At 72.3% G+C, this 20,207-nt stretch carries 14 protein-coding genes; 11 read left to right on the top strand and 3 right to left on the bottom strand.

Features of this window, described 5'->3' with window-relative positions; genetic code table 11:
- Nucleotides 1–3: 3 nt before the first annotated feature.
- The 8 genes from ACQEVZ_RS46300 (at nt 4) to ACQEVZ_RS46265 (ending at nt 10,249) form a co-directional block, all read left to right on the top strand.
- The gene (locus tag ACQEVZ_RS46300; RefSeq protein ID WP_433380294.1) at nt 4–1,152 is read left to right on the top strand and encodes a Gfo/Idh/MocA family protein; all 1,149 of its coding nucleotides are present in this window, start codon (nt 4–6) and stop codon (nt 1,150–1,152) included.
- 19 nt (nt 1,153–1,171) lie between these two features.
- Nucleotides 1,172–1,870 carry an HAD-IA family hydrolase gene (locus tag ACQEVZ_RS46295; RefSeq protein WP_433386098.1) on the top strand — a complete coding sequence of 233 codons (699 nt, stop codon included), beginning with the start codon at nt 1,172–1,174 and terminating at the stop codon, nt 1,868–1,870.
- A gap of 289 nt (nt 1,871–2,159) precedes the next feature.
- On the top strand, nt 2,160–4,952 hold the full coding sequence (locus ACQEVZ_RS46290) for a helix-turn-helix transcriptional regulator (RefSeq protein ID WP_433380291.1): 2,793 nt from the start codon (nt 2,160–2,162) through the stop codon (nt 4,950–4,952).
- On the top strand, nt 4,949–5,998 hold the full coding sequence (locus tag ACQEVZ_RS46285) for a 3-dehydroquinate synthase family protein (RefSeq protein ID WP_433380288.1): 1,050 nt from the start codon (nt 4,949–4,951) through the stop codon (nt 5,996–5,998). Before ACQEVZ_RS46290 ends, ACQEVZ_RS46285 begins: the two co-directional genes overlap by 4 nt.
- Nucleotides 5,999–6,062: 64 nt before the next feature.
- Nucleotides 6,063–6,986 (top strand): MerR family transcriptional regulator, encoded by a 924-nt coding sequence (locus ACQEVZ_RS46280; RefSeq protein WP_433380285.1) that lies wholly within the window; start codon nt 6,063–6,065, stop codon nt 6,984–6,986.
- Between the two features lie 35 nt (nt 6,987–7,021).
- Complete coding sequence (locus ACQEVZ_RS46275) at nt 7,022–7,660, top strand: FMN-dependent NADH-azoreductase (protein WP_433380282.1); 639 nt, start codon at nt 7,022–7,024, stop codon at nt 7,658–7,660.
- Between the two features lie 104 nt (nt 7,661–7,764).
- Entirely contained in the window at nt 7,765–8,991 is a 1,227-nt protein-coding gene (locus ACQEVZ_RS46270; protein WP_433386095.1) for a 3-deoxy-7-phosphoheptulonate synthase, read from the top strand.
- A 73-nt stretch (nt 8,992–9,064) separates the two neighbouring features.
- A complete protein-coding gene (locus tag ACQEVZ_RS46265) occupies nt 9,065–10,249 on the top strand; it encodes a cytochrome P450 (RefSeq protein WP_433380279.1) in 1,185 nt (394 codons plus the stop codon).
- 57 nt (nt 10,250–10,306) lie between these two features.
- On the opposite strand, the gene ACQEVZ_RS46260 is transcribed toward ACQEVZ_RS46265, so the two are convergent.
- Nucleotides 10,307–11,827, bottom strand: coding sequence for an alpha/beta hydrolase (locus tag ACQEVZ_RS46260; protein WP_433380276.1), 1,521 nt, complete (start codon nt 11,825–11,827; stop codon nt 10,307–10,309).
- A 324-nt stretch (nt 11,828–12,151) separates the two neighbouring features.
- Here ACQEVZ_RS46260 and ACQEVZ_RS46255 point away from each other — a divergent pair, with 324 nt between their 5' ends.
- Together ACQEVZ_RS46255 and ACQEVZ_RS46250 are read left to right on the top strand one after the other, a co-directional pair.
- The gene (locus tag ACQEVZ_RS46255; RefSeq protein ID WP_433380273.1) at nt 12,152–12,940 is read left to right on the top strand and encodes a thioesterase II family protein; all 789 of its coding nucleotides are present in this window, start codon (nt 12,152–12,154) and stop codon (nt 12,938–12,940) included.
- Between the two features lie 57 nt (nt 12,941–12,997).
- The gene (locus ACQEVZ_RS46250) at nt 12,998–13,417 is read left to right on the top strand and encodes a cold-shock protein (protein WP_433386092.1); all 420 of its coding nucleotides are present in this window, start codon (nt 12,998–13,000) and stop codon (nt 13,415–13,417) included.
- A 224-nt stretch (nt 13,418–13,641) separates the two neighbouring features.
- Here ACQEVZ_RS46250 and ACQEVZ_RS46245 read toward each other — a convergent pair whose 3' ends face one another.
- Entirely contained in the window at nt 13,642–16,050 is a 2,409-nt protein-coding gene (locus tag ACQEVZ_RS46245) for a family 20 glycosylhydrolase (protein ID WP_433380270.1), read from the bottom strand.
- Nucleotides 16,051–16,381: 331 nt separating this feature from the next.
- On the opposite strand from ACQEVZ_RS46245, the gene ACQEVZ_RS46240 reads away from it, so the two are divergent.
- Nucleotides 16,382–17,353, top strand: coding sequence for an alpha/beta fold hydrolase (locus ACQEVZ_RS46240; protein WP_433380267.1), 972 nt, complete (start codon nt 16,382–16,384; stop codon nt 17,351–17,353).
- On the opposite strand, the gene ACQEVZ_RS46235 is transcribed toward ACQEVZ_RS46240, so the two are convergent.
- Nucleotides 17,334–20,162: a BTAD domain-containing putative transcriptional regulator gene (locus ACQEVZ_RS46235; RefSeq protein WP_433380264.1), complete on the bottom strand. Its 2,829-nt coding sequence runs from the start codon at nt 20,160–20,162 to the stop codon at nt 17,334–17,336. The two genes, ACQEVZ_RS46240 and ACQEVZ_RS46235, sit on opposite strands and share 20 nt — an antisense overlap.
- Between the last annotated feature and the right edge of the window lie 45 nt (nt 20,163–20,207).

The raw sequence follows: 20,207 nt of genomic DNA, 5'->3' as shown, positions 1-20,207 counted from the left end.
GCCGTGGTTGCCGGGCGCGGTGCCGGCCCGGTCCCGTGCCGCATAGCCCTGGTCGGGATGGGCTGGGCGGCCCGGTCGATCTGGCTCCCCCGGCTCGCCGGCCGCGCCGGGCTGCGGCTCGTGGCGGTCGTGGACCGGGACCCGTCGGCCTGGGCAGGTGTCGACCTGGACGACTCCGTGGCCCGGCACCGTGACCTGGCCGGCCTCGACCCGGGTGACGTGGACCTCGCCGTCGTGGCCGTGCCGAACCACCTGCACTGCGAGGTCGCCTGCCGGCTGCTCGACCGGGGGATCTCGGTCTTCCTCGAGAAGCCGGTGTGCCTGACGTCGGCCGAGGTGACCCGGCTGGCCGAGGCCGAGCGCAGTGCCGGCGCGACGCTGCTGGCCGGCAGCGCCGCTCTCTACCGGTCGGACCTGGAGGCGCTGCGCCGGGTCCGGCCGTCGATCGGCCGGCTCCGCCACGTCGAGCTGGCCTGGGTCCGCGCCCGCGGGGTGCCGTCGGCGGGTGAGTGGTTCACCCGGCGTCACCTGTCCGGGGGCGGCGCGCTGATCGACCTCGGCTCGCACCTGCTCGACGTCGGTGGCGCCCTGCTCGGGTACAGCGAGGTCAGCCGCGTGGTGGGGACCACCTCGTCACTGTTGATCAACAACCAGTCCTGGCGGGCGGCCTGGCGCGACGAGCAGCCGCCGCCGGCGCAGGAGCATCGATCCGACGTCGAGGACACCGCGTACGGGTTCCTGGTCACGGCCGGGGGCACCGGGGTCTCGCTGCGCGCCAGCTGGGCGTCGCACGAGGTCCACGACGCGACGACGGTGGTCCTGGAGGGGATCGCCGGCACGGCGACGTTGCGCACCACGTTCGGCTTCAGCCCCAACCGGCTGCCGCGTCCGGTGCTGACCGTCGCCCGGGGCGGCCGGGTCGCCTCGGTCCCGCTGCCGGAGGAGCGGATCGGCGTCGAGTACGACCGGCAGCTCGACGACCTGCCGGCGCTGCTCGGCGATCCGGCCGCGCGTGGCCGGGCGATCCGCCGGGCCGGCTGGTCGATCGACGTGCTCGAACGCATCTACAGCTGCGCGGCGGCGCTAGGACCGCCGTCCGATGCGCTGACCGGACCCGTGCCTGCGGCGATCGGCCGCGCATCGATGGACTGAGGGGGAGCTGGCGTTGACGATCGTTGAGCCCGAGGACGGACCGCTGCTGCTACGCCCCGTCGTCCTGGCCGGGCCGGCCGCCGTGGTGTTCGACCTCGACGGCGTGCTGGTCGACAGCTTCGACGTGATGCGCGAGGCGTTCGCCGTCGCCTACGCCGAGGTGGTCGGGGCGGGGCCGCCGCCATTCGAGGAGTACAGCCGGCACATGGGTCGCTACTTCCCGGACATCATGGCGATGATGGGGCTGCCCGGCGCGATGGAGGAGCCGTTTGTGCGGGAAAGCTACCGTCTCGCGCACCGTGTACGGGTGTACGACGGTGTGCCGGAGATGCTCGGCGAGCTGAGGGCGAATCGTATTCGGCTCGCGGTCGCGACTGGAAAGAGCGGGAGCCGCGCCCGTTCACTCATATGCATTCTGCAACTGCACGACTACTTCGACGCGGTGGTCGGCTCGGATGAGGTACCCCGGCCCAAGCCGGCACCCGACATCGTGCTGGAGGCGCTGCGTCGCATCGACGTGGCGCCGGAGGCGGCGATGATGGTCGGCGACGCGCCGACGGATCTGGCCAGTGCCCAGGCAGCGGGTGTGGTCGCGGTGGCCGCGACGTGGGGTGAAGGGGACGACCCGGTGTTGCGTGCGGCATCACCCGACGCGCTCGTCCGCAATCCGGCGCAATTGCTCGAGCTGTGCCGGATGGTGCCGAAGAATACGTCCTGAGAATGCTGCGGAACGGTTTCCGCTCGAATGGTTCGGCGAGGCTTTGCGGAGCATTTTTGCGAGCGATGCGGCCGACCCTTGATGCGTTTTCAAGCGCACCCAGTAATGCTGTTCTGCCGGGATGTCGGCGCGCTTCTGGGGTGGTTCGAGCGGGTAAGTCCGCTGGTGGGATCGCTTCCATTAAGACGTTGGCCGAAGCTGGTGCGATCATAATCGTCAATAAATGTCACACATCGAGTGACCTGTATGGTTGATCGCGGAGGCCAGCGGGTGCCATGATGCACGTGGCATGATGGCCCCCCGAGTGAGGGCTGTCAGCGTAGACTCTGGACGGCATGACGGGGGATTCATGAGTCTGGTTGACCGTGACATCGAGATGTCTCAACTACGACAGTGGCTTGCGGAATCAATTCAGGGCAATGGTCGTGTAGTTTTGATCAAAGGCCCGGTCGCGAGCGGGAAGAGTGAACTGCTGCGCGCTCTGGCGGAGCAGTCGGCGGCCGACGGGATGCTGATCCTCGGCGCGTGGGCGCGGTCCAGCGAACGGCATGTGCCCCTGAGCGTGCTGCGCCAGCTCCTGCGTCACCTGCCGGACGGCGGCCAGATGTGGCCGGCCGCCAGGCCGGACGGGGCACCGGCGACGTCCGGGGAGCACCTCGCGACCGGCCCGGCGTGGCTGTTCGACACGGTTCCAGATGCCTGCAGTTTGCTCGTCGAGCATGCGGCCGAGCGGCCGATACTCGTCCTGGTCGACGACGTCCAGCACGCGGACCCGGCCTCGCTGGACCACCTGTTGCGCCTGATCCGGCAGATCCGGCAGGCCCGACTCATGATCGTCTTTACCGAGGCCGAACACTCACCGTGGGAGCTGGGCGCCTTACACACCGAGCTGCTGCGCCAGCCGTACTGCCGCGGCCTCCGCCTGCGCGTGCTGTCGCCGGACGGGGTGGGCCGCGTGCTCGCCGCGCACTCGATCGCCGCGACGGACGAGCTGGTCGAGTCCTTCCACAACGCCAGCGGCGGCAATCCGCTGCTGTTGCGGGCGCTCGCGCAGGACTTCGCGCGACCGGCGCCGGCAGCGGGCCGCAACCCGGTGGGTGCGGTCATCGGCCACGCGTTCGGCCGGGCCTTCCTGACCTGCCTGCACGACAGCGGTCCGAGCGCCGTGCGCGTGGCGCGCGGCCTCGCGGTGCTCGACGCCGCGGCCTCGCCGGCGCTGCTCAGCGAGCTGATCGAGCTCGATCCGGCCGAGGTCCGGCGGGTGTGCGACGAGCTGGAGACCGCCGGCCTGCTGGCCGCAGGCGCCTTCCGCCACGCCGAGGCCCAGGCCGTGGTGCTCGACGAGATGAGCGAGCCGGAGCGGCAGGAGCTGCGCCGGCGCGCCGCCGAACTGCTGCACGCCAAGGGCGCCTCCGTCTCGGTCGTGGCCCGGCTGCTGATCGCCTCCTACCACGCCGGCAGCCCGTGGGCGCTGTCGGTGCTGCACGAGGCGGCGGAGCACGCGTTGAACCAGGACGAGCCGGCGCTGGCGGTCAGGTGCCTGCAACTGGCCCGGGACAGCTGCACCAACGAGAAGCAGCGGGTGGCGATCACCGCCATGCTGGCGCAGGCTGAGTGGCGGACGAACCCGTTCGCGGTGGTCCAGTATCTCGGTGAGCTGAGCGCCGCGCTGCGAGCCGGCCACCTCGGCCCCAGGGCGGCGGTGTCCCTTGCCCGCTACCAGCTGTGGCACGGCCGGCTCGACGACGCCGCCGAGGCGCTGCGGTCCGTCGAGGCGACCGCGGTGACGCTGGACAAGGCCACGTCGGGCATGTTCCGCGCGGCGCTGGACGTGCTGCGCTGCTGGGTTCCGCCGGCCGCGGAGGCCGCCACGGCCGGCGCCGGCCGTGGCGGCGGAACCGGCCCGCGGGCCCGGCCGGGCGGCGTGCTCGGCGCGGTGCTGACCTACGGGGCGGAGCACACCGGGCCGGAGGCCGAGCGGTTCCTGCGCAGCGTGCGGCTGGACGACGAGTCCGTCGACCTCGTGCAGGCCGCGCTGCTGGCCCTGGTCTACGCCGGGGCGCTGGACCAGGCGGCCCGCTGGTGCTCGGCCCTGCTGCGGGAGGCGGCGCGCCGGGACGCGCCGACGTGGATGGGCCTGCTCGCCGCGGTCAGCGCCGAGATCTCGCTGCGCAAGGGCAACCTGCCCTCCGCGCGGCAGGACGCGGACTTCGCGCTGCGGCAGTTTCCGATGCGCAGCTGGGGCACCGGCATCGGCATCCCGCTGGCCGGCTCCGTGCTCGCCACCTCGACGATGGGCCGATACGCGGAGGCCGACGGGCTGCTCGCCCAGCCCGTGAACGGTGCGGCGCTGGCCAGCCACGCCGGCATGCACTACCTGCACGCCCGCGGCCGGCACCTGCTGGCCACCGACCGTCTCGGTGCGGCGCTGGACGACTTCATGGCCTGCGGGGAGTTCATGCGCAAACAGGACCTGAACAACCCTGGCCTGGTGCCGTGGCAGTCCAGTGCCGCCGAGGTGTTCCTGCGCTGGGGCGACCTGACCCGGTCCCGGAAGCTGATCGAGGAGCAGCTCGCCCAGCCCGGCGGCAACGTCGGGCGCCCCCGGGGCCTGGCCCTGCGCCAGCTCGCCGCCGTGCACGTGCTGCCCAAACGATCGGCGCTGCTGCGCAAGTCCATCGAGGCGCTGCACTCGTGCGGCGACCGGGTGGAGCTGGCCAGAGCGCTCAGCGACCTGGGCCAGGCGCACCACGACCTCGGCGAGTTCGACCAGGCCCGGGCCGTGCGCGCGCAGGCCCTGGAGTATGCGACGGAGTGCTGCGTCGAGCCGCTGCGGGACGCGCTCGTCGGCGCCGACCCGCGCCCCGGCGGCGACGGAGCCATCGCGCTGCTCAGCGAGGCGGAGCGGCGGGTCGTCGCGCTGGCCTCCGAGGGGGACAAGAACCGTGAGATCGCCCGGAAGCTGTACATCACCGTCAGCACCGTCGAGCAGCATCTCACCAGCGCCTACCGCAAGCTCAACGTGCGACGGCGCACGGAGCTTCCGCGCAACGTCTGCCTCGACTGCGCCAGCTCGGCATGAGCGGCGCGACGCCCCGCGAGCCGGCCGGGCACCGGGAGGTGCGCGTCGACCTCGGCGAGCGGTCCTACCCGGTGCGGATCGGCTCGGGCGTCCGCCACGACCTGCCCGGTGTCGTGGCCTCGACCGGTGCGCGCCGGGCGGTGGTGATCAACGCCCGGCTCCGCGAGTCGGTGCCCGACCCCGGCGTGCCGACCCGGTGGATCGAGGTGCGCGACGGCGAGCACGCCAAGACGCTGGCCACCGTCGAGCGGCTGTGCCAGCAGTACGCCGAGGCCGGTCTCACCCGGCAGGACGTGGTCGTGTCGTGCGGCGGCGGCACGACGACCGACCTGGTCGGCCTCAGCGCCGCGCTCTACCACCGGGGTGTGGCGGTCGTGCACCTGCCCACCTCGCTGCTGGCCCAGGTCGACGCCAGCGTGGGCGGCAAGACCGCGGTCAACCTCCCGGCGGGCAAGAACCTGGTCGGCGCCTACTGGCAGCCGGCCGCGGTGTTGTGCGACACGGACTTCCTGCGCACCCTGCCAGTGCGTGAGGTCCTCAACGGATACGGCGAGATCGCCCGGGCCCACTTCATCGGCTCCGGCGACCTGCGAGGCCGCCCGGTGCCGGAGCAGATCGCCCGCTGCGTGGAGCTCAAGGCACGCATCGTGGCCCGCGACGAGCGCGACCACGGCGCCCGCCACCTGCTCAACTACGGCCACACGCTCGGTCACGCGCTGGAGCGGGCGACGGACTACCGGATGCGGCACGGGGAGGCGGTCGCGGTCGGCACCGTGTTCGCCGGGCGGCTCGCCGGCCTGCTCGGCCGGATCGACCACGATCGGGTGGTTGAGCACCACGAGGTGGTCGCCGGATACGGGCTCGGCACCCGGCTCCCGCCGGCCGTCGAGGACGACGACCTGCTCGCCCTGATGAGCCGGGACAAGAAGGCGCTGGGCGGGTTCACCTTCGTGCTCGACGGTCCCGATGGTGCAGAGTTGGTCCGGGGTGTGGCGGAGCCGGTCCTGCGCGACGCGCTCCGGGCGCTGCGCAGCGGCGCCGCCTGACCCGGACAGATTTCTGCGCACAGCGCTTGAGGTTCCACCGGGTGGAAGGTGCAGGTTGAGATCCATGGACGACGCGACGGGCCTTTACACGATCGGGCAGCTCGCCAGCCGCACCGGTCTGCAGGCCCGGACCATCCGGTTCTGGTCGGACAACGGCGTGGTTCCGCCGTCCGTCCGGTCCACCGGCGGATACCGGCTCTACGACGCGGAGGCGGTCGCGCGGCTCGACCTGGTCCGGACACTGCGTGACCTGGGGCTCGGCCTCGAGGCCATCCAGCGGCTGCTGGCCCGCCAGACGACGCTGAAAGAGCTCGCGGAGACGCACGTCAAGGCCCTCGACGCCGAGATCCGCACGCTCCGCCTGCGCCGCGCCGTCCTCCGCACCGTCGCACTACGAGACAGCACCACCGAGGAGATGGCCCTGATGAACAAGTTGGCCCGGTTGTCGGCGCAGGAACGCCAGCAGATCATCGACGATTTCGTCAACGACGCCTTCGCCGGAGTCGACGACGAGGAAGCCTCGGTCGTCGCCGGTTGGATGCGCCAGCTCCCGCTCGAGCTGGCCGACAACCCGACGTCCGAGCAGGTCGACGCCTGGATCGAGCTGGCCGAGCTGGTGTCCGACGAGTCCTTCCGGCGCAAGGTCCGCGCCATGGTGCTCAGCGGCGGTGACGACAACCGCCTGGAGTTCGGCCTGAACATCAGGCCGCTGGTCATCGAGCACGCGGGCGGCGCCGTCGAGCGCGGCGTGGCCCCCGACTCGCCCCGCGGGCGGGCCGTGCTGGACCGGATCGTCCCGGCCGACCTGCCGGACGACGAGGCCGCCTCGTTGATCGACTGGCTGGAGATGGTCGCCGACCGGCGGGTCGAGCGCTACTGGCAGCTGCTGAGCGTGCTCAACGGCGTCCCCGCCGCGCCGGCCGCCGTGCCCGCCTTCGAATGGCTGCTCGCCGCCCTCCAGGCGCACCGCCCGGCGCCGTCGCCCTGACCCCCCACACGTTTCCTGTGCCGAGGAGATCTGACATGCCGAATCTGCTGCACATCGACTGCAGCGTCCGCCGGGACGAGTCGGTGACGCGGTCGATCACCGCCGTTTTCGCCGAGGAGTGGCGGGCCGCCCACGCCGACGGTGGTTACGTCTACCGGGACATCGGCGCCGCGCCGGTCCCGCACATCGACGAGGCCGCCGTGGTCGCCGGCCTGCTGCCGCCGGAGGCGTGGGCCGACGAGCACCGGGTGGGCTGGTCGGTGTCCGAGCCGCTGATCGAGGAGCTCCGCGCCGCCGACACGCTCCTGCTCGGTGTGCCGATGTACAACTTCTCGATCCCGTCGGTCCTCAAGGCGTGGTTCGACCGGGTGACGGTGAAGGAGCACATGATCACCGTGCCCGGCACCGAGGGGCTGCTCACCGACAAGCGCACCATCGTCGTCACGGCCCGCGGCGGGTCCTACGCGCCGGGGACACCCCGCGAGAGCTTCGACTTCCAGGCGCCCTATCTGCGGGCGCTGCTCGAGCAGATCGGGCTGGACCGGCATCTGGAGTTCGTGCACGCCGAGATGACGCTCGCCCACTCCGTGCCGGCGCTGGAGCAGTTCAAGCCGATCGCGGACACCTCGCGGGAGGAAGCGCTGGAGACCGTGCGCCGCCTGGCGGCCGCCTGAGGGTTCGAACCGCGGACCGGCGAAGGAGAGCGATGCAGGACCACGACGCCGGCCGCCGGCCGGGCGCCGGCTGGTTGCCGGCGCCCGACCCCGTCGGACGGGTGATGGACGAGGTGCGGCGGCTGCCGGCCGTGCAGCAGCCGGCCTGGCCGGACCCGGCCCGCGCGGCCCGGATTCACCAGGAGATACGGCGCCGGCGGCCGATCGTCAGCCCGCTCGACGTCGACCGGCTGCGGGCCAAGCTGGCCGCGGTGGCCCGCGGGCAGGCGTTCCTGGTGCAGGGCGGAGACTGCGCGGAGACCTTCGCCGGCAACACCGAGGAGCACGTCCGGGCCAACCTGCGGGTGCTGTCGACGATGGAGGACGTGCTGCTGGCCAATGGGGTGCCGGTGGTGCTCGTGGCGCGGCTGGCCGGCCAGTTCGCCAAACCCCGCTCGCTCGACGTCGACGCGGCGGGGTTGCCCGCCTACCGCGGCGACATGATCAACTCGATGGCGGCGGACCCGCGGGCCCGCCGGCCCGATCCGGCCCGCATGAGCGAGGCGTACCTGCAGGCCACCGCCGCCATGCGGTACACGCGCACCGCCGCGCGGCAGCACAGCGCCGCCGGGCGGCCGGCGGAGGTCCACGTCAGCCACGAGGCGCTGGTGCTCGACTACGAGCTGGCGATGCTGCGGCACTTCGGCGGCCCGGGCGCGCCCCGCGTGTACGACCTGTCGGCCCACTTCCTGTGGATCGGCGAGCGGACGCGGCAGCTCGATCATGCGCACGTCGCGCTCGCCGCCCGCATCGCCAACCCGATCGGCGTCAAGCTCGGCCCGACGACGTCGCCCCGGGACGCCGTGGAGTACGTCGAGCGCCTCGATCCCCACGGCGTGCCCGGCCGGCTGACGTTCATCAGTCGGATGGGGCATGACCGGGTCCGCGACGTGCTGCCCGCCGTGGTCGAGGCGGTCACGGCGACCGGGCACGAGGTCGTGTGGCAGTGCGACCCGATGCACGGCAACGGCCGCGTCGCGCGGACCGGACACAAGACCCGGCTCTTCGACGACATCGTCGCGGAGGTGTCGGGGTTCTTCGAGGTACATCGGGCGCTCGGCACCTATCCGGGCGGCATCCACATCGAGCTCGCCGGTGAGGACGTCACCGAGTGCCTGGGCGGCCCGCAGGGACCGGACGAGGTCGATCTCGCCCGCCGGTACCAGACCGCCTGCGATCCACGGCTCAACCCGCGGCAGGCGGAGGCATTGGCCCAGGTGGTCGCGCAGCTCGTCGACGCCGACGCGAGCGTAGGGGCGGTGATGTCGATGTTAGGGGTTGTCGCCCCGTAGTGCCGTTCAGAAGATGAGCGCGTTCCGCCGGGCGCGGGGGCATCTCGACCCGGATGAATACTGAGGAGGGTGCATGGCGGAAAACGTACTCACCAGCAGCCCGCCCACGCGGGAGGACGGTGGGCACAACCTGTTGGCGTGGTACCGGGAGGTTCGCGCCAGCGGGACCGTGTGGCACGAACCGGCGATCGGGATGTGGCACGTCCTGGACTACCCCAACGTGCAGCGGGTGCTGTCGGACTGGAACGTGTTCTCCTCGGACCTGTCGGTGATCCTGTCGTCGCAGACGTTCCGTGAGGGCAACTACCAGCTGATGGACCCGCCGCTGCACAACAAGTTCCGGGGACTGGTCAACCAGGCGTTCACGCCCAGGGCCGTGCGGCGGCTCGAGCCACGCATCGCCGAGCTGTTCCGCGAGCGTCTCGCCGAGGTCGACGGGCTCGAGCGGTTCGACCTGGTCGAGCGGATCGCGCATCCGGTCCCGGTGTCGGTGCTGGCGGCGCTGCTCGGCGTGCCGGACGCCGACCACGGGCTCCTGCGCGGCTGGGCGGACGACGTCTTCAAGATGAACTTCGACGACCGGCTGGACCCGAGCAAGGCGAAGAGCGTCGACGAGGCGACGATGCCGATGCACGACTACTTCCTCGACCTGGTGCGGGAGCGCCGCAAGGATCCGCGGGACGACCTCCTCAGTGAGGTGATCCAGGCGCAGGGCGAGGGCGGCTCCATGCAGGACGAGGAGGCGGTGACCGCCGCGGCGGGCCTGCTGCTCGCCGGGCACCTGACCTCGACGCTGCTGCTGGGCAGCGCCGTACGGTGCCTGCACGAGCACCCGGAGGCCGCTGCGGCGCTGCGCGAGGACCCGAGCGAGATCCCGGGCTTCCTCGAGGAGGTCATGCGGTTCTACCCGCCGTTCTCCATGGTGCTGCGGTTCACCAAGACCGAGGTGGAGCTCGACGGCCAGACGATTCCGGCGAACAGCGTGGTGGTGCCGTCGCTGCTGGCGGCCAACCGCGATCCTGACCACTTCAGCGAGCCGGACCGCTTCGACCACCGCCGCAACGCGCCGAACGTCGCGTTCGGCTACGGGGTGCACTACTGCATCGGGGCGTCGCTGGCACGGCTGGAGGGCCGGATCTCCGTCGGCATGCTCCTGGAGCGCTACTCGCAGATCAGCCTGGACGAGGCGGCTCCGCCGGAGTACTTCGCCGCGCCCGGCCTTTTCGGCCCGAAGCGGCTCCCGGTCGTGGTGTCCTGACCACAGGCCCGAGACGGACGGCGGCCCGGGGAGCTTCCCCGGGCCGCCGCACGTGTGTCAGGCGGTCGCGGGCCCGGTCGGACCGGGCAGCGGCAGCCCCTGGCAGGTGGTGTCGGTCCGCGGTGCGACGCCCTCGACGAGGAACCGCAGCCCGATGTCGTCGACGCACCGGTTGCCCACGCCGAACTGGCCGTGGTCGCCGTTGCCGGTCACCGTGACCATGCGCGAGCGCTTCAGTAGCCGATGGGCGTCCAACGCGCCGGGATACGGCGTGGACGGATCGTGCGCCGAGTTGACCATGAGGATAGTGGCCGGGATGCCGCCGTCGACCGGGCGGGTCGCGTTCGGCGGGAACGGCCAGTACGCACAGGGCTGCAGCAACCAGCCGTACCCCATGAACGGGTAGCGGGCGCCGAGCCGGTCGGACAGTTCGACGTAGTGCTGTCCACCCCGGGGCCAGGGCGTGTCGTTGCACATCAACGAGTAGAACGCGGCGAGCGGCCCCGGGGAGAAGTACGGTGAGGGGCCGAACACCCGCTCGATGACCGCCTTGTCGGCGTCGGTCGCCGTGTCGAGGCGCTCGATCGCGGCGAGCGCGCGGCCGAGGTCCGGGAACTGCGCCGAGACGTACAGCGAGCCGATGGTGCCGTTGTCGAGGTTGCCGGCGGTCAGCGTGAAGGTGTCCGAGATGCGCAGCGGGTGCGACACCAGGTCGGCTCGCCTCGCCTCCCACCGGGACCGGGCGGCGCCGGCCGTCGCGCCGTAGCCGAAGTGCCCGTCGTGGGTCGCCAGCCAGCCGAGGAAGTCGACGAACCGCTCCTCGAAGGCGCCCGGGGCCAGGTTGAACGCGTGGTACCAGGTGGTGGCGAAGTCCACGCTGCCGTCGAACAGGAACCGGTCGACCCGCTGCGGGAACCGGGTCGCGTAGTGCGCACCCAGCCACGGGCCGGCGGACACGCCCAGATAGCTGATCTTCTGCTCGCGCAGCAGCTGCCGGACCAGGTCCATGTCGTTGACGACCTGCTCGGTGTTGATGTACCGGATCTGGTCGCCGCTGCGGCGCAGGCAAGCCTCGGCGATGCCCCGCGAGTAGTCGAGCATCGCCTGGATGTTCTGCTTCGAGCGGTCGAGCACGTCGATGCGCAGCGACGCCTCGTACTCGGCCCGGTTCTGGCAGTCCAGCGGCGTGCGCGGGTCGTGGCGCATGTCGAAGCCGATGAGGTCGTACGTGGCGGCGAGCGGGCCGAGCGCGCTGTACTGCGTCGGCAGGAAGGTGCCGCCACCGCCGCCGGAGGTGAGCAGCAGCACGCCCCGGCGCCCGGCCGGGTCGCCGGCCCGCAGGCGCGAGATCTCCATCTGCATGTCGGCACCGAATCCCGGCCGCCGCCAGTCACGCGGCAACGTGACCGCCGCGCATTGCAGGCCGGGCGTCGGGGCGCCGACGCACTCGCCCCAGTTCAGGCGCTGGCCGCGGTAGCGGTCGAACCCGGCGGTTCCGGCGTGTGCGGCCGGGCCGACCAGCGTGGAGCACAGGGTCGTCAGGACGACGACGAGCAGGCTGAACGTTCTTCGATGCACGAACCCTCCTGAGCCGATGGGATGGGGTGGGTCGGCTCCGGCTCGGAACGTGGTCGTGCTGCGAGACAAGGCCGCTCCGCCTGGTCCGAGCGGCTCGGCCCGACCCGTGCGTCCGGTGTTCCGGGGGCAAGTCTGGCGCGCGGCGCCCCGGGGCGACCGTGACACGCTGCCAATGATCCGGACCCTCGCTGACCCGGGTAACCCGTACCGCACCCCTAATCTCCGCCGGAAGCGGCCTCCAGGGGATCGACAACCTTGCCTGGGTCGGCCCGGCGTGGCGAAGCTGAGCGGCAGCAGTCCTTCCGCCGTACCGAAGGGGAAGCGATGACCGTCGATCACGACAGCAGCCTGTGGACGCGCAGGTACCATTCCGCGCCGCCCGGCCGGCCGCGGTTGGTGTGCCTTCCCCATGCCGGCGGCTCGGCGACGTTCTTCTTCGGGCCGTCCCGCGCGCTGTCCCCGGCGGTCGAGGTGCTGGCGGTGCAGTATCCAGGTCGGCAGGACCGCCGCCACGAGCCGTTCATCACCGACCTGCACGAGCTGGCGGACCGGGTGCACGAGGTCCTGCCCGGCGGCGGCACGGAACCGCTGGCGCTGTTCGGGCACAGCATGGGCGCGACCCTCGCGTACGAGATCGCCCGCCGGCTCGAAGCGGACGGCCGGACCCCGGTGCACCTGTTCGTTTCCGGGCGGCCGGCCCCGTCACGCCACCGTGACGACCGGCTCCACCAGGCTGACGACGAGCGACTGCTCGCCGAGGTGAACCGCCTGAACGGCACCGATGCCACGCTGCTCGACGACAGCGAGCTGCGCCAGATGGTGCTCGGGCCGATCCGCGCCGACTACATCGCTGCCGAGACCTACCGGCCGACCGGCGGTGCGCCGCTGCGCTGTCCCGTCACCGCCTTCTGCGGTGACGCGGACCCGAAAGCGGGCGTCGAGGAGATGCTGGCCTGGCAGACGCACACCACCGGACCGTTCGATCTTCATGTGTTCCCAGGTGGACACTTCTTCATCGGCCAGCACGAGCACGCCGTGCTCGACCTCATCACCGCCGCGCTAGGGGCCGCGTCCGGGGCGGTTAGGGGTTTCGTGTCCCGTGTCCTGCCGTAGCGTCGGGTGGCGGACGGCGCTGGTGCCGTCCATTCGGAGTTTGGTGAGGTGGTTGCAGTGGTGGCGGTGGGTAGAGTGCTGCGGTTCGACGAGACCCGAGGCTACGGGTTCATCGCACCGGCGGCGGGTGGTGACGACGTGTTCGTGCATGCGAACGACTTCGGCGAGGCGAAGTTCCGTGTACGTCCCGGCCTGCGCGTGGAGTATGAGTGCACCGAGGGCGACAGGGGGCTGAAGGTGGCGTCGGTCCGTATCCTCGACGAGTCGGCCGCCGCCGAGCGGCCGCTGCGCGCGGTCGAATCCGGCCCCGACGGCGTGGACGACGGCATGTGCGATGTCTTGGCGAGATCCGAGTTCACCGCCGAGATCACGGAGATGCTGCTCCGGCACGCCCCATCGCTCAGCGGTGCGCAGATCTGCGAGATCAGGGACCGCCTCGCCGTGATCGCCCGCGACCACGGCTGGATCGAAGCCTGAGGCGGCTGCTCGCCGACGCGATGCCGGCGCCGGCTCGTCGGCGGGCCGGTGTCCCGGCCCGCCGACGAGTGACGATGGCCTGGTGCTCACGGTCGTTGCCGTGCCTGCGGAAGCTCGGGCTCCGTGGTCGCGAGGTGCGCCGCGGGTGGCCGCATTGCTCCCTGCGGCGCGCTGGGCGTCGCAGGGATCGTTCGTGACCGCGTGGATCGGTCCCGTCCAGCGCGCTACCGGTTGAACTGGAACCAGTTGAGGTTGACGAAGTCGGCGCCCGCCGTGCCGGTGAACGTGACGAACACGGTGTGGACGCCGGTGGCCGTGCCGGTCAGGTTGGTGGTGGTGCTGGTCCAGGCCTGCCAGCCGCCGGTGGAGGTGACCGGGACGCTGGCGATGACCGGGCCGGTGGCGGAGTCCAGGCGGTACTGGATGGTGCCGCTGCCCGCGCCCGAGGCCAGCCGCGTGGTCACCGACGCCGCGGTCGGGGTGCCGAAGTCCACGCCTGCGTAGCCGAGCCAGTCGCCGGGGGTGACGTAGCCGACGTTCTGGCCGCCGCCGGTGTCGGTGGTGGTCTCGGTCTGGGTGCCGGACTGGCTGCTGAAGCCCTCCGCCTGCCGGACGCTGTAGGCGTTGGGGAGGCCGGCGCCGGCGGTGAACTGCAGCCAGTTGAGGTTGACGAAGTCGGTGCCCGCGGTGCCGGTGAAGGTGAGGTACAGCCGGTGCACGCCGGTGGCCGTGCCGGTCAGGTTGGTGGTGGTGCTGGTCCAGGCCTGCCAGCCGCCGGTGGAGGTGACCGGGACGCTGGCGATGACCGGGCCGGTGGCGGAGTCCAGGCGGTACTGGATGGTGCCGCTGCCCGCGCCGGAGGCCAGCCGGGTCGTGACCGAGGCCGGCGACGCCGCGCCGAAGTCGAGGTCGTAGGCGAGCGTGTCGCCGGGGGTGACGTAGCCGACGTTCTGGCCGCCGCCGGTGTCGGTGGTGGTCTCGGTCTGTGTACCGGACTGCGCGTTGTAGCTCTCGGCCTGGATCTGGGTGTACGCGCTGCGTGTCGTCGGCTGCGTGCCCCACGGCACCTGCGGCGAGCTGTAGAAGTTGATCCCCTGAACCGTCCACCGTGGACCCTGGGCGCCGAGCCGTACCTTGAAGGTGTCCCAGTTGCGTGCCGACTGCGGTGACCACGCCAGCTCGGCGAGTGCGGGCAGCCGCGGGAACGCCATGAACTCGATGCCGGCCAGGTTGGTGATCGTCTCGGTCCACATCGGAGCTTCGACGCCGAGGATCGCGCTGGCCGGAACGCCTGCGAGGTAGGCGCCCGGGTCCCAGTTGTAGGCGGTCTGCACCTCGATCAGGCCGGCCCAGGTCTGGCCGAGCGGGGTCGAGTTGGTGTACTTCATGTCGAGGTACGCCTTGTTCGCCGGCGACAGCAGGATCTTGTCGCCCTTGCTCACCGCGGCGCTCAGGTCAGCGTCCGATGTGGAGGTTCCCCAGTACTGCGCGACCCGGTTCGTCGTGTGGGTGGCCTGCCCGATCTGGTGCCAGCCCATGACGGTCTTGCCGGCGGTGCCGACGAAGGGCTGGATGCGGTTCATGAAGGTGGTGTAGTCGGCCGGCGGTGTGCTCGACGCCTCGTCGCCGCCGATGTGCAGGTACGGCCCGGGGGTGAGGGCGGCGAGTTCGTTGAGCACCTGCTGCACGAACGTGTAGGTGACCTCCTTGCTGACGCACAGCGAGCTGAAGCCGACGGCCGTGCCGGTGTAGAGCGGCGGGGCCGTGTTGTTGCAGTTGAGCTGCGCGTAGGAGGCGAGCGCGGCATTGGTGTGCCCCGGCATGTCGATCTCGGGCACGACGGTGATCTGCCGCGACGCCGCGTAGGAGACCAGGTCGGAGTACTGCGCCTTGGTGTAGTAGCCGCCCGCGCCGCCGCCGACCTGGGTGCTGCCGCCGACGGTCGCCAGCTGCGGCCAGGCGTCGATCACGATGCGCCAGCCCTGGTCGTCGGAGAGATGCAGGTGCAACGTATTGATCTTGTACTGCGCGATCTCGTCGATGTACCGCTTCACCACGTCGGGGGCGAAGAAGTGCCGGGACACGTCGAGCATCGCGCCGCGGTACCCGTACCGCGGGAAGTCGACGATCCGGCCGCCGGTGACCGTCCACGGTCCACTCTGGACGGTCCGCGCCTCGACGGTCGCCGGCAGCAGCTGCCGCAGCGTCTGGACTCCGTGAAACAGCCCTGCCGTGGTCTGGGCGCGGAGCGTGACTGCGGCGGCGGTCACGTCGAGCTGATAGCCCTCGGTGCCCACGCTGGGATCGGCGCCGGACAGCAGCAGCGCGATGCCGCTCGCCGGCGTGCCGGTCGTGGTGGAGACCGGCAGCGCGTAACCGGTCGACGGGCGGAGGATGCCGGCGAGGTAGTCGCCGACGTCGGTGGCGCCGGCCGCGGTCTGAATCGCGGCGTTGGACGGCAGCGTGTAGGTCACGCCGGCCGCGGGCTGCGCCGAAACCGGCGCGGGCACGACGTCGGAGAGACTCACCGCGGCGCTGGCCGGGGAGCCTGCCAGCACCCAGGCGGCGCCGGCGGCGACGGTCACGACGGCCGTGGCGGAGGCCAGCAGCAGGCTGCGCGGGGAACGAGGCACGGCATCCTCCGGCAATTGTTAAGTTTCCTGCTAATTTGACGGCAGGCTATGTCCTGGGCGGGGACGTGTCAAGGGCTTCCGCACGCCAGACCTGTGACGCGCCGGGCCGCCTGTCATGCAGCGCTGGGCGCGGGCCGTCAACTTCTTGCGCACAGTTTGCCCACCGGGCCGGTCGTACGGTCACCACGCTGCACCGTACCGAAGGAGAACCCGATGACCGTGCGGCGCACCTGTCGATGGTGTCCAGGCCGGACGTGGTGACCACGGTCATCGAGTCGGCGGCCCGAGCCACCACCTGACGCCGCAACCACCTCCACAGGAACGGACAATCATGCGTCTGAACTTCCGGTCGCGGGTCGCCGCGGCCGTCGCCATCGGCCTCGTCCTCATCCTCACCCCACTGCGGTCGGTGGCCGCACCGGGCGGGCATCCGCACGACGAACCGCGGCTCCCGGCCGGGTTCACCGAACAGCAGGTGCAGGCCGGCCCGGTCCGGATCAACTACGTGCGTGGCGGGCACGGCCCGACGCTGGTGCTGCTGCACGGGTTCCCGGAGACCTGGTTCACGTGGCGCAAGGTCATGCCCGAGCTCGCGAAGCACTACACGGTCATCGCCCCGGACCTGCCCGGCGCGGGCCGCAGCGACGCCCCCGTCGGCGGCTACGACAAGAAGAGCATGGCCGCGGTGGTGCACGCCCTGCTCGGCCGGCTCGGCCTCGACCGCGACATCCGGCTCGTCGGCCACGACATCGGCACCATGGTCGCCTACGCCTACGCCGCCGCGCACCCGGCCGACGTGCGCAAGCTCGTGCTCAGCGAGGCACCGCTCCCGGACCAGTCGATCTACGACTTCGCGGCGCTGACCAAGGACGGCCCCGGCGCGTGGAACTTCGGCTTCTTCAGCCTCACCAACGGCCTTCCGGAGCAGCTCGTCGACGGCCGGGAGGCGCTGTGGGTGCAGCTGTTCACCGACTCGCTGGAGGTCCGCAAGGACGGCGTCGGGCCGGTGGAGGTCCGGGAGTTCGCCTCGTACCTGCGCGACGACGCGCACCTGCGGGCCAGCTTCGAGTGGTTCCGGGCGTTCCCGCAGGACATCGCCGACAACGAGGTGTACGGGCGGACGAAGCTGACGATGCCGGTCCTCGCCATCGGCGCCCGGGGCAGCCTGCGTGAGCTGGTGGCCGAGCAGGTCGAGCGGTACGCCACCGATGTCACCGGCACCGTGGTGGAGGGCTCCGGCCACTGGCTCTACGAGGAGCGGCCCGCCGAGATGACGAGGCTGCTCATCGACTTCCTGCGCTGAGTCCGCCGGCCAGCTGGTCCAGCCTCGGCTGGACCAGCTCCGGCTGCGGGGACTGCAGACCTTGCAGGATGCGCAGCGCCACCCGCCAGACGAGCCCCGCGGCGTCGGCGTCACCGGCGTCGTGGTGCACGTCGCCCAGCCTGATCAGCGACGCGGCCTCCTGACACGAGTCGCCCTCCCTGGCGTACAGCTCGACCGCCCGCCGGTAGTGACGGACCGCCTGCGGGTGGTCGTGCAGGCCGTGGTGGATGGCGCCGAGACTGTCCAGGCATGCCGCCTCGCCGTGCCGGTCGCCCAGCTCGCGGAACAGCGCCAGCGCCTGCTCGCAGCGCGGCTCGCCGAGGCGGGGCTGACCGAGCCTGGTGTATGCGAACCCGATCTCGTTGAGCGCCTTGGCCAGCCCGAGCCGGTGCCCGGCGGCCCGGTACAGCTTCTCGGCCCGCTGGCAGTGCAGCAGCAGCCGGTCGTACCGGCCGCCGACCTGGTACGAGTAGCCGATGCCACGCTCGACGTGGGCCTGGCAGGCGAGGTCACCGAGGGCGACGTAGCCGTCCAGGGCGGCGGCGAAATGGGTGCGCGCCTCCTCCGGACACCCCGCCCCGGTCAGCGCGTGACCGAGGTCGCGGTGCGCGTCGGCGAGGACCGCCGGGTCGGCCAGGCGCCGTGCCGCGGCGAGCGCGGTCCTGCGGTTGGCGACCAGATCGTGCACATGCCCCTGGCGGCGCTGGAACGTGTCCAGCGTCCACGCCAGCTGCCACGTGAGCTCGTCCGCCCCGGCGGCGGCGAGGCGGGCGACGAACGCCTGCAGCGCCCGGTATTCCGCGGTGAGCCAGGACAGAGCGCGGTCCTGGTCGGCGAGCGGCTCGACGGTCGTGCCCGGCCCGGGTGCGGTGAGGACGATCGGTTCCCGCCCCGGCGCCAGCAGCAGCGCGGCCCGGTGCGCGGTGTGGAGGTAGTGCTCCACCAGCCGGGCACCGGCGGCACCGCGTTCCGCGTCGGGCTCGACGGTGTGGACGAGGTCCGCGGCGTACGCCCGGACCAGGTCGTGAAAGGCGAACCGGGCCGGGGTGTGCTCGGTGACGAGGCCGGTGCGGACCAGCTCGCCGAGCTGCGGCCTGACCCGTCCCGGCGCGAGACCGGCGAGGCTCGCCGCGGCGAGGACCGGCACGTCCGCGCCGGGGTGCAGGCCGAGCAGCCGGAACAGTCGTGCCGCGTCGGCGTTGAGCGCACGGTACGACCAGGAGAACACCGTCCGGACGTCGCTGTCCGGGTCGCCGGTGGTGAGCGTGTCCAGCCGGCCGCTCTCGTCGCGCAGCTCCGCGGCCAGGACCCCCATCGGCAGGTGCGGGTCCGTGGCGGCGCGGGCGGCGACGATGGCCAGGGCGAGCGGCAGCCCGGCGCACCGGCCCACGATCTCGTCGACGGCCCGCGGGTCGGCGGCGACCCGTGCGGCGCCGAGCCGGTGCACCAGCAGCTGGCGGCCTTCGTCGGGCGGGAACAGGCCGAGCGGGATCGGGGTGGCGCCGTCGGAGGCGATGAGCCCGGCGAGCCGGTCGCGGCTCGTCACCAGCACGAGGCAGCCGGCCGTGCCGGGCAGCAACGGGCGGACCTGGGCGGTGTCGCGGGCATTGTCGAGCAGCACCAGCATGCGCCGGCCGGCCAGTTCGCTGCGGTACAGGGCGGCGCGGGCGTCGAGGCTCGCCGGGATCCGGTGCGGCTGGACGCCGAGTGCCTCCAGGAATCGGGCCAGGGCCTCGGACGGGTCCATCACCTGCCCGGTGGGGGAGAAGCCGTGCAGGTCGACGTACAGCTGGCCGTCGGGGTAGCGGCCGGCGACCCGGTGCGCCCAGTGCACCGCAAGGGTGGTCTTGCCGATGCCGGCCATGCCACTGATCGAGCCGATCACGACCGAGGCCGGGGACGCGTCGCCGGGCAGCAGGGCCAGGGCGGCGGCCAGTTCGGCGCGGCGGCCGGTGAATGTGGCCGGGTCCAGCGGCAGCTGGGCGACCCGCGGGGTCACCGGCACGGTCGGCGCCGGCACGGCTGACGGGTCCGGCGCGGTCGGGCGCAGGACGCGGTCGCGTGCGGCGGCCACCTCGGCACCGGGGTCGAGGCCGAGGTCGTCGCGCAGACGGGCCCGGACGGTGTCGTAGCGGCGCAGCGCCGCCGCCTGCTGGCCGGTCGCGGCGAGCAGCAGCATGAGTCGTGCCTGCAACGCCTCGTCCAGTGGGGCCCGGTCGGCGGCGGCCTCCACGGCCCGCAGCACCACCGCCGGTGCCCCCGCGGCGAGCGCGGCGTCGGCCGCCTCACGGGCCGTGGCCTCGTACTCCCGGTCCAGTGCGGCGAAGACCGGCAGCCCGCGGATCTCCGCGGCGACGGTGCCGGCCACGGGCCCCTGCCACAGGTCCAGCGCCTGCCCGAACAGCGCGGCCCGGGACCTCGCGTCGCCGTCGGCTCTGGCCTGCGTCAGCAACCGCCGGAACCGCAGCAGGTCGACCGTGTCGGCGTCGCCGTCGAGCCGGTACCCGCCGCCGGCGCGGGTCAGCCAGCGGCCCGCGCTGCGGGTCGCCAGGTCCGGCTCCAGGGCCCGGCGGAGCATCCCGACGCTGCGGTGCACCGCGTTGACGGCCGAAGCCGGCGGGTCCTCGCCCCACAGGACGTCGACGATCTCCGTCAGCCCGACCGGCTGCCCGGCCCGGGCCAGCAGCACCGCGAGCACGGACCGCTGCTGGGGGGCGCCGAGGTCGACCTCTGCATCGGACCGCCAGACCCGGACCGGCCCCAGGACGGTGAACCACATGTTGGCCATGACCGGACGGTAGAGCCCCGGCGGCGGGCGTCGCTTGTGTCAGAT

This window comes from Dactylosporangium sp. CA-152071, assembly GCF_050936335.1.
GTDB classification, from domain to species: domain Bacteria; phylum Actinomycetota; class Actinomycetes; order Mycobacteriales; family Micromonosporaceae; genus Dactylosporangium; species Dactylosporangium maewongense.
Note: the sequence above shows the minus strand (reverse complement) of the source record. Positions and strands in the feature narration are given on the sequence as shown.